General features: G+C 66.2%; 8 protein-coding genes. 6 read left to right on the forward strand and 2 right to left on the reverse strand.

What is annotated here, in order from left to right; genetic code table 11:
- Positions 1 to 312 precede the first annotated feature (312 nt).
- The gene (locus EV643_RS43445; protein WP_133806087.1) at positions 313 to 861 is read right to left on the reverse strand and encodes a hypothetical protein; all 549 of its coding nucleotides are present in this window, start codon (positions 859 to 861) and stop codon (positions 313 to 315) included.
- Between the two features lie 212 nt (positions 862 to 1073).
- Entirely contained in the window at positions 1074 to 1439 is a 366-nt protein-coding gene (locus EV643_RS43450; RefSeq protein WP_238166220.1) for a DUF4383 domain-containing protein, read from the reverse strand.
- 345 nt (positions 1440 to 1784) lie between these two features.
- On the opposite strand from EV643_RS43450, the gene EV643_RS46330 reads away from it, so the two are divergent.
- The 6 genes from EV643_RS46330 (at position 1785) to EV643_RS43480 (ending at position 9308) form a co-directional block, all read left to right on the forward strand.
- Positions 1785 to 1937, forward strand: a complete 153-nt coding sequence (locus tag EV643_RS46330) for a manganese catalase family protein (RefSeq protein WP_238166221.1) — start codon at positions 1785 to 1787, stop codon at positions 1935 to 1937.
- A gap of 275 nt (positions 1938 to 2212) precedes the next feature.
- Complete coding sequence (locus EV643_RS43460) at positions 2213 to 3277, forward strand: NAD-dependent epimerase/dehydratase family protein (protein ID WP_133806088.1); 1065 nt, start codon at positions 2213 to 2215, stop codon at positions 3275 to 3277.
- A 253-nt stretch (positions 3278 to 3530) separates the two neighbouring features.
- Positions 3531 to 5072 (forward strand): carboxylesterase family protein, encoded by a 1542-nt coding sequence (locus tag EV643_RS43465; protein ID WP_133806089.1) that lies wholly within the window; start codon positions 3531 to 3533, stop codon positions 5070 to 5072.
- 525 nt (positions 5073 to 5597) lie between these two features.
- On the forward strand, positions 5598 to 8498 hold the full coding sequence (locus tag EV643_RS43470; protein WP_166665811.1) for an ATP-binding protein: 2901 nt from the start codon (positions 5598 to 5600) through the stop codon (positions 8496 to 8498).
- Between the two features lie 64 nt (positions 8499 to 8562).
- Positions 8563 to 8844 carry a hypothetical protein gene (locus tag EV643_RS43475; protein ID WP_133806091.1) on the forward strand — a complete coding sequence of 94 codons (282 nt, stop codon included), beginning with the start codon at positions 8563 to 8565 and terminating at the stop codon, positions 8842 to 8844.
- Positions 8845 to 8861: 17 nt separating this feature from the next.
- Complete coding sequence (locus EV643_RS43480; RefSeq protein ID WP_133806092.1) at positions 8862 to 9308, forward strand: pyridoxamine 5'-phosphate oxidase family protein; 447 nt, start codon at positions 8862 to 8864, stop codon at positions 9306 to 9308.
- Positions 9309 to 9602: the final 294 nt, after the last annotated feature.

Here is a 9602-nt window from a genome sequence, read left to right on the forward strand (position 1 = left end):
ACCGGCAGACCACCAGGCCCCACCCGCTAAAAACCAAGGACGGCCGAACCCACATCTATTGGGTTCGGCCGTCCGCGATGTCCTGAGACATCACAGGGTGCCCCCGGCAGGATTCGAACCTGCGACGCACGGTTTAGGAAACTGAAGCACTCCACCTACATGCGCCCCTCCAGGCGTGTCTAGCCAACTCCAGTTCGGGGGTTCTTGACTCCGAGTGACTCGAATCGACTCCTCTTTGTTCCCACGGTGTTCCCACGCTGAACTGTTAGGCCTGGCCTGCGATCCGTTCCTCTCAGTAGATGGCGGAGGGGGTCAGGCAAGGATGCGGCGCAGGAATCCCTTGTGGACTTCGGTTGCGCGTTGCTGTTCGCCAGCGAAGGCGCTGACGACGACCAGCGCACCGGTGATAGCGGGAACTGCCCACTGCAGCATCGCCAGCCGGCGTTGGGCTGCCGCGACGTCATCGGGCGTGGTCGGTGCGGGTTCGGTGCCGGACTCCGCCGGTACGTCGGTCTTTGCCGAGACCTTCTTCCCCAGTACGCGGCTGTAGGCGGTCACTCCAAGCGCGACCACCGTCAGCGCCGTCTTCACCAGCACCATCGAGCCGACGCCCCGCTGGCCCCGCACCCGCGCGGCATTTCCCGCAAGCTGGCCCACGGCCCCGACCAGGTGGGAGCCGATGGCAGCAGTGTTGACCGGCGTCCACCGATCCCACCCCACGTTGGCCACGGCGCCCGTCTTACCAGGGTTATCGGCCTCCCCTGCCGCGGCGTTCAGGGCGACGGCGTTCGCCAGGGTCCCGCCGAACCAGGCGGCGAGTCCCACGTCGTGCATCGAGCGAGCCAGTGTATTGCGAGCCATTAGAGTCTCCTTCGTCGAAATCGCTTCGCCGGCAGTACCCCTCGATGGCGCCTGTAATCGCGAATCGCAGCAGGGATTGCCACGCGCTGGCCGGCGTTCGACCCGAACGTCGCCACCCCGCGCGGCACACGACCAGCGCCCACCTCGCGAGTCTCCGACGATGGCGCACAGTGCCCTGAGGTCGGAGCACACCGGGGGCTGGCGCTGGTAGGTCAGGCGCGGGGGGTGCTGGTGTGCGGCACGCTGCGCGAGAAGGCGATCCCGAGGCCGATCATGCCGATCCCGAGGACGAGGTGGAGCCAGTTGTCGGCGGTGTTGAGCGGGACGACGTTTGCCGAGCTGGTCTGGTCGATGACCAGACCGTAGATCCACAGCGCTACGTACACCGCTCCGCCGCCGATCAGGTAAGACCGGGCCAGAGGCTGACCGTGCCAGGGCGAGACCGACGATGCCGAACAGCAGGTGGACGAAGTCGTGGAGGATCGAGACTTGATGCCGGGGACGAACCCGAGCACTCCGACAGCGGGGAAAACTAGGGATACCGCGGTCGCGGCTTTCTGGATCGGTATTGCGGTCATGCTGTTTGCGCTGGTCTGCGACATGCAGCGACCCTCTTCCTGTGTTCGCGGGGCCGCTGAGGGCTCGGGCGGGGACGTGCGGGCGATGGGTCCGGCGCGCGTGGTGCCCAGCCAGGAGGTGGATATGCCCGGACAGCGTAACGACCAGAAGGTCGATCCGGTGAAGGGCCGGCGGCAGCACGGTCCAGGCGACCCTCGCCCAGGCGACCGTGACGATGTTCCTCAGCGGAGCGCGTGAATACATGGATCAGCCGCGGGTACAGAGGCGCGACCAACGAGGGGGGAGGCTCTCATGTTCCGTGATACGAAGTGGCTGACTAAGCAATATACCGGGCAGTTCCACGCGTGGAACTGCCCGGTCGAGGCAAGTACGAGGACCTGATCATGGACACCGCGACCAAGGAGATCGGGCATGTCGAGATGTTGGCGACGATGATTGCGCGGCTGCTCGAAGGCGCGCCGGCCACGATGACCGCCGAAGCGGTCAGGACTGGGTGATGGCGGCGGTGTCGGGCGGAATGGACTCACAGCAGTCCATCGTCACAGGTGGCGGCGCGATGCCGGCCAACCCCGACTTCCGGGCGGACTCCGCCGCCGAGGCACAAGGACGTCTACAGACCGAGGCGGTTCAGGACTTGAAAGGCACGGTAAGTCAAAGCCTACCCAGGAAGGCCAAGCAGTGGTTCTGCGACAGTCCCCGCCGCCCTGGTGTCGAATGCGTCAAGGGGGCGGCGCTGACCTAGAAACATCGACCGGCTCTGCTCGGGAGCATCATGCGAGTTGTTATCACAGGTGCCAGTGGCAACGTCGGCACGGCCTTGACCAGGCGGCTGCTGGAGGCCGGAGAATACGACATTGTCGCGTTGGCACGGCGAATACCTGATCACGTTGCCGTGGATGGGCCGCAGTGGGTTTCGGTGGATCTGTCCAGCCGTGACAGCGGTTTCGTCCTGCGGCGGGTGATCCGTGGCGCGGATGCGGTCGTGCATCTGGCGTGGGGCTTCCAGCCGTCTCACCAGGTGCCGTACCTCGAGGCAGTCGGAGTCGGCGGCACTCATCGCGTCCTCGATGCGATCGCGTCAGTGGGTATCGGGCAGGTGGTGCACATGTCGTCGGTCGGGGCGTACGCACCGAAGCGCGGCGCTTGCCCGGTCGATGAGCACTGGCCGGTCGAGGCGGTACCCAGCTCGTCATATAGCCGGCACAAGGTCGCGGCAGAAAGGCTTCTCGACTCCTTCGAAGAGTCTACGAACGGTACGGCCGTCACCCGGTTGCGGCCTGGAATCATCGGTCAGCGTTCCGCCGGTAGCGCGTTGTTGCGCTATGCCTTGCCGGCCTTTCTTCCGGCCAAGACCATCGGGGCCGTACCTGTGTTGCCCATGCCTGCGGGGTTGACGATCCCGATCGTGCATGCCGACGACGTCGCGGACGCGATCGTGCGAGTTCTGCGGCAGCGGGCTGGTGGTGCATACAATCTGGCCGCGGCGGCGCCGGTCTCGGCAGCGATGATCGCTGAAGCCCTGGGGGCACGGTGGGTGGCGACCCCAGCACGGCTGGTTCGTGTACTGATGGCCGCGACCTGGTGGGCGAGACTGCAACCGGTGGCCCCGGGTTGGCTGGACCTGGCCTGCGCTGTCCCGGCACTCGATAGCGCTCGCGCCGAGCGTGAGCTCGGCTGGGCTCCGGTAGTAGACGCGGAGACCGTGCTGCGCGAAACCATCGCGGGCATGCGACATGCCGCCACGGGTATCACGGCAGTGCTGCGGCAACGCACCGTGCTGGGTGAGCTGTCGGATCTGATCCGACGTGGGCCGGTCAGCCATCGGCGCCAACCATGACCCAACCGACGACGCACCGTGACCATTCGCGGACTGGAGACTCCCACGACCTGGCTGAAACGCCGGTCAGGACTGGGCTTCTCGACCGTGTTCCGAGTGACTGCCCAGTTGCGTCAAGGCGCCACAGTCCACGCCCGTGGTGTGGCTTTCGCAGGACAGCTCACCTTCTCTGACCAGATCCGCTGTTCCACAGGTCGCTGCAGCCATAGGACTTCCTGTCTCCAACGCCGGAGGCCCACGGCGGCCAGGCGTCTTGGAGGTCGAAGCGGCGATTGCCCGTACCGGGGGCTGGATGACCCGGCGTGGAAGCAGGTCGTTGCTCGATCGCGGGTCATTTGCTGGGCTGCGCTATGGGAACCAGCTCCTGATCGGGGTAAACAAGGAGGACGGTTCAGCGCTCATGACTAGAATGCGCAAGGGGGGAACGACGATGCGAAAGCTTCGGGCTGCGCTGGTCGGCGGATTGGCTGCGCTATTGGTGGGCTTGGCGGTCATGCCGGCCGGCGCCACCATCATCGACCGGGGCACTTATTCGGGGACCGACTCCTACGTCTACGACGATTGCGGATATCCGGTCGAAGTCCAGGCGGAGTTCAGCGGCAGCTACCGCGTGCGTGCAGGCAAGAATGGCGACCAGTCTGCCTTCTTTCTCAAGGACACGTCCTCCTACCGCGAGACCCACACCAATCTCGATACCGGCGAGTGGTTCGTGGTGCGCGGCCAGAGTGTGACCAATGAGATCGGTGCTACGAGAGTGGAGGGCTCTGTCTTCGAATTCGTCACCGTCGTGGCTGGTCAGCCGTTCGTGGTGGAGGACTCCTCGGGCAATGTCGTGCTGCGCGATCGAGGGGCCGTCCGCTATCGGACGCTCTTCGACACTGGTGGTGACGGCGAACCCGGTGGGACGTTCCTCGAGTTCCTGGGGGCCGAGATCAGCGGTCCGCATCCGGGTTTCTTCGTTGATTTCTGCCGGATCGCGGGCGATCTGATCGGAACCGGGTCGTCTCAGCGGCTCACGGCCCGGCCCGCCGGAACGACGGATTCTCCGTCGGGATATTACGAGTACCTTCCGCCCGGCTACGGCGGAGGCGAGCGGAGCCCCCTCCTGGTGTTTCTGCACGGGTTCGGCGAGAACGGCGACGGCTCATCTGCCGAGTTGGGGAACCTCCTGGCCACGGGGATCCCGCAGCTCATCAGGAACAGCGGGTGGCTGTCGGAGCGTCCCTTCGTGGTGCTCGCTCCGCAACACGCAAACCCGACTGAGGACGCGCCGTACGCTGCCTGCGAGGCTGTCGAGCACCCCGGTTCCTGTGTGATGAGGATTCAGCACGACCTGGGCCATCCGGAGAATGGCTCGCCCTGTACCACCCCCGCAGAGGTGCGCGACTTCTTGTCGTACGCGATCGCAAACTATGACGTCGACCCGCGGCGGGTCTATCTGACCGGGCTGAGCTGCGGTGCCTTCGGCGCCTGGGAGTACGTCGCCGAGCAAGCGGGCCCCCAGGTTGCGGCAATGGTTCCGATCGCCGGCGATGGCCGCCCGGCGTGGGAAACCTCGAAGTGCCAGCTCGGTGACGTCGCGATCTGGGCTTTCCATGGCGACGCCGACGACATTGTGGCTCCGGCCGGCAGTATCGAGCCGCTGACCGATCTGATGGCGTGTCCTGCGCCGCCGCGACGTGACGCCGAGCTGACCGTCTACCCCGGCGTGGACCACGACTCGTGGACCCGTACCTACAACCTCACCGCCGGCCACGACATCTACAACTGGCTACTCGGATTCACGGTTCCGTGAAGCTCGAGACGGCTGGCCGGCGAACCGCCGTTCGACTGCCAACCCCCCATAAGTAATCGCGGCCTTGCACCCAGCCCACAGCGCACAACCCCCGAACCAAATGAGGGTTTGGGGTTATGCCTATTGTCTTGAGACATCACATCGTGCCCCCCGGCAGGATTCGAACCTGCGACGCACGGCTCAGGAAACTGGAGCACCCCACCTACCTATGCCTCTCCAGGCGTCGCCAGCCATCACCAATGCGACGGTTCTCCACTCTGGTTGCCTCAGGTTGACGTGTCTTTGTTCCCATGGTGTTCCCACGCTGAACTGGCGAGCGTGAACCCAGTTCACGCCTGCGAGTCAGGTGGGATCGACCACGCCAATCCCCAATGAGCCAGGTCCGGCCCCGCGTCATCCTGGCAGCTGTCTGGAAGGTCGTAACCGGTCGCCGCCGGATGTCGCCCCGGAGAAGACGGGGACAGGACAACGATGCATTGCGCGGGATCTGGCGTAACGTCAATGGCAGAGCCGTATGGTTGGGGAATGCGGGGTGTCCTTGTCGGACGCGACCGGGAGCTGGCTGCGCTCGCCGGCTACCTGGATGACGCGCAGCAGGGGCGTCCGAGCATCGTGCTGTGCCGCGGGGAGCCGGGTATAGGCAAGACGAGGCTTGCCGAAGAGCTCGCAGGTCTGGCCGGCGTCCGCGGCGTGCCCGTGCTGTGGGGGGTCGCTGTCGAGTCCGAGGGGGCGCCGCCGTACTGGCCGTGGCGTCAGCTCCTCCGCGGAGCGGTTGAGCTCGTCGGTATCGCGGAAGTCGACGAGGACCTCGCACGCTTGGCGCCCGAGGTGTTCGGCGGGCCGGCGTCGAGACCGGACGCCCTCGCGTGGGCTGAAGACCGCTTTCGCCAGTTCGAAGCTGTCGCGCGGCTGTTCCGCGAGATCACCGCCAACAGCCCACTCGTCCTGGTTCTCGACGACGCGCACTGGGCCGATCGTCCCTCGGTCCTGTTGCTGCGGCACCTCGCGCGAACGGTGCGCGACGAACGGCTGCTCATGATGGTGAACCACCGCGACACCGAGCACGAGCACGCCGCGTACTTCGCGGACCTCGTCCGAGAGCCGATCACACGACAGATCGACCTCACCGGCTTGACCGAGCAGGCCGTGGCGATGCACCTCGCGTCAGTGCTGGGACACGATGTCACTCTCGGCGACGCGCGGCAGGTGCATGTTCTCACCAGGGGTAACCCGTTCTTCGTCGGCGAGGTGGGGCGCGTGCTCCCAGCAGGCAAGGTAGCCGGAGGTCTCGCCCCAGTCACCGCCAACGTGCGCGAAGCCATCCGTAGCCGCTTGAGCCGTTTGTCGCCGGACGCCGTGACCCTGATCCACGCCGCATCGATCGTGGGTCGCGAGTTCTCGGCCACTGTCGTCGCGCCAATGGTCGGCGCCACGTCGATGAGCTGCCTCTCGTCCCTCGACGAGGCCACGGCCGCCGGCCTGGTCGAAGCGGGAACGATCCCCGGCAACCACAGGTTCACGCACGCGCTGGTTCGGGATGCCGTCGAGGCAGGCCTGTCGACGGCCGAGCGTGTGCAGCTGCACCGTGCAGCCGCCGAGACGGTCGAGTCGGTCTACGTCGGAAGGATGGAGCGACATCTGTCGGACCTGGCTCGTCACTGGGCGGTCGCAGCGGTTGACGCCGACCTCAGTCGCGCCGTGCACTGGATCACGCTTGCCGCCGACGAGGCCATGGAGGCGCTGGCCTACGAGGAGGGCGCTCGGCTGTACCGTCTTGCGCTCAGCCTCGGTGAAGATGAGTTGGACGATGAGATGCGTTGCCGGTTGTGTCTCGGCCTGTCGAGCGCGCTGAATGCCTCGACCGACATCGCGGGAAGCGTCGACGCGAGCGTACGAGCGGCGGCTGCCGCGCGCGCTATGGCCCGGCCGAGCCTCCTCGCCGAGGCCGCACTCGTCCGCGAGGCCATCGCCCCAACGCCATTGGAGGCGACGACGCGACGACTGTGCGAGCAAGCTCTGGCGGTGGTCGACAGCGCCGACATCGCCCTGCGGGCGCGGCTCCTGGCGCGGCTGGCAGAAGCATCGATCTACGACGCGTGGACCACGTCCCACGGCTACGAGGAGTACAAGGTCGCCGGGCGCGCCAGTGAAGAGGCCCTCACGCTGGCTGAGGAGGCGGGCGACCGCGCGGCACTGCAGGCGGCGCTGCGAGCGAGGCGGCTGGCCCGCTCGGGACCAGAAGGTCTGGAGGAGCGCGCTGTGCTCGCCGACCGCATGCTCGAGCTCGGCCGCGAGGCGGCCGACCCGCACACCCAGATGTGGGCACATCTGTGGCATGTCGACGCCGCGTTCGAACGCGGCGACCTGCTCCGCGTCGCCCGCGAGCTCGAAATGTTGTCGTGGTGCGTCGAGCAGGTCCGCGGGCCGCACGCGCGGTACGAGCTGCTCAAGTGCCGGGCCGTGCTGGCCCAGGCGCAGGCTCGCTTCGGCGATGCCATGATGCTGGCCGATGAGGCGTTCTCGCAGCTGGCGGCAATCGGTGACGACATCGGTTTCCACGAGCGCGCCGGGCTGCTGAACCAGATGAGTCTTCAGATCGGACCTGAAGCCACTGGGTCGCTGGAGGCCAGCGGCTACGCCGGCGTCACTGTGTTCGAGCGGCAGCTTCCTACGGCCGGGATCATCGTTGCAGTCGCCAACGCGCATCTGCTCGCGTCGGTAGGACGTCTCGACGAAGCCGCTGCGGTGTATCGCTCGCTTGGCCCGCCGGCCGAGTGGCAGCCGTCACCACACGCCATACTTCCGGCCCTGGCGTTTGGCGCCAACCTCGCCGTGGAGCTGGGCGCGGACAAAGATGTGGCCACGCTCGTCACCAGGCTCGGCGCGTACCGCGGTCACCACGTGTGCAGTGGAGCTGGGCAGGTGGCCTACTTCGGTCCCGTTGAGCTCTGGACCGGTCACGGCCTGGCCCATCTGGGTCGGCTCGACGAGGCCGTTGCGGATCTCGAGGCGGCGGCAGATGTGTGTGCGGCCAACGGCGCGGTGGGGTATCTCGCCGAAGCGGAGTACGAGCTGGCGTCCGTACTGGCACGGCGGCGTCGGCCCGGCGACATCGCGTGGGCCCGGCATCTCTTGGCGACCAGCTTGCGGCAGACGTCGGCCCTCGGCATGGGCGTGATCGCGGCCAAAGTGGACGCACTCGTCGAAGAGCTCTCGGCGGCTGGTCCGCTGACTCGCCGCGAATGGCAGGTGGCAGGGCTCGTCGCTGCCGGTAAGACGAACCGGGAGATCGCCCAGGAGCTGTACCTCTCCGAGCGAACTGCGCAGAACCATGTCCAGCACGTCCTCACCAAGCTCGGTCTGTCAAACCGCAGCCAGATCGCGTCGTGGGTGGCACACCAGGAGATGAGTAGCCCGGCTGAGTAGTTCGGCGGACGCTTTCGCACCGCCCGCTCCTTACTGTCGCAGCATCCGAGAAAGGGGTGCAGTCATGGCCATCGTGATGGTTTCAGACGCAGGCACGGACACCGTCGAGCAGTACGACCAGATCATCAACCAGCTCGATGAGGCGGGGTACGGTAACCCGCAGGGGCGGCTGTCGCACACGGCCGCGCTCAAGGACAACGGCAGCTACTTCGTTGTGGATGTCTGGGAGTCCGCCGAGGATCTCGAGCGGTTCGCGCAGGTCCTGGTTCCGTTGATCGAGGCGGTCGGTGGCGTCGCACCGGACCTCAAGATCTCACCGCTCCACAGCATGATCAACGGTCGCTAGAGGAAGCGAGGAACGAGATGAAGCTCCCGCCGCTGACCGATCAGGAGCTGAAGCCCTTCCTGGAGGAAGGTCTCTGGGTGGCAAAGCTGGCGACCATGAACAAGGACGGCACTATCAGGATCACGCCCATGACGTACGCCGTGGACGACGGCGACATCATCTTCAGTACCTGGAAGAACAGCGATGCCGTCCGCAACACGCGTCGTGACGGCACGGCCTCGGTTCTCATCGACAAGGCCGACCAGCCGTACGCCGGCGTGCACTACAAGGGGCATGCATGCGTACTCGATGACGATATAACAGCCGAGCAGTACGGCGACTGGTTCCAGCGGTACATCGGTGACCACGAGCAGGCGGTGGAGTCCTACGAGTTCCTCGTCGGCCTGGGGATCGGCGAACGCGCGTTCATTCGCTTTCACCCCACCGAGGCCGTCACCTGGGACTTCGCAAAGATCCCGGGCTAGCAGTTCGGCGCTGAGCCGAGCAGCAACGGACAAGCCCGCAGGTCAGATCGATCGTCGGCACACCTGATCGACACCACGCCCACGCCAGGGTTGCCATCACTCCTTCTACGAAGCCGGGCCGTCCCTGCCATTCCCGGCCAACCCACCGCTCCGCGGCTTGGAACGGTGGGCATGCGCTGGTGCCGACTTGTGCCCCCGGCAGTGTTCTGGTTCACGACATCCCGGACACGTGTCTCACGACATGCCGGACTGATGTCTCCGGAGATCCCGGGATGAAGTGCCGCCCGCGCTGAG

This window comes from Kribbella caucasensis (assembly GCF_004361855.1).
Taxonomy (GTDB): domain Bacteria; phylum Actinomycetota; class Actinomycetes; order Propionibacteriales; family Kribbellaceae; genus Kribbella; species Kribbella caucasensis.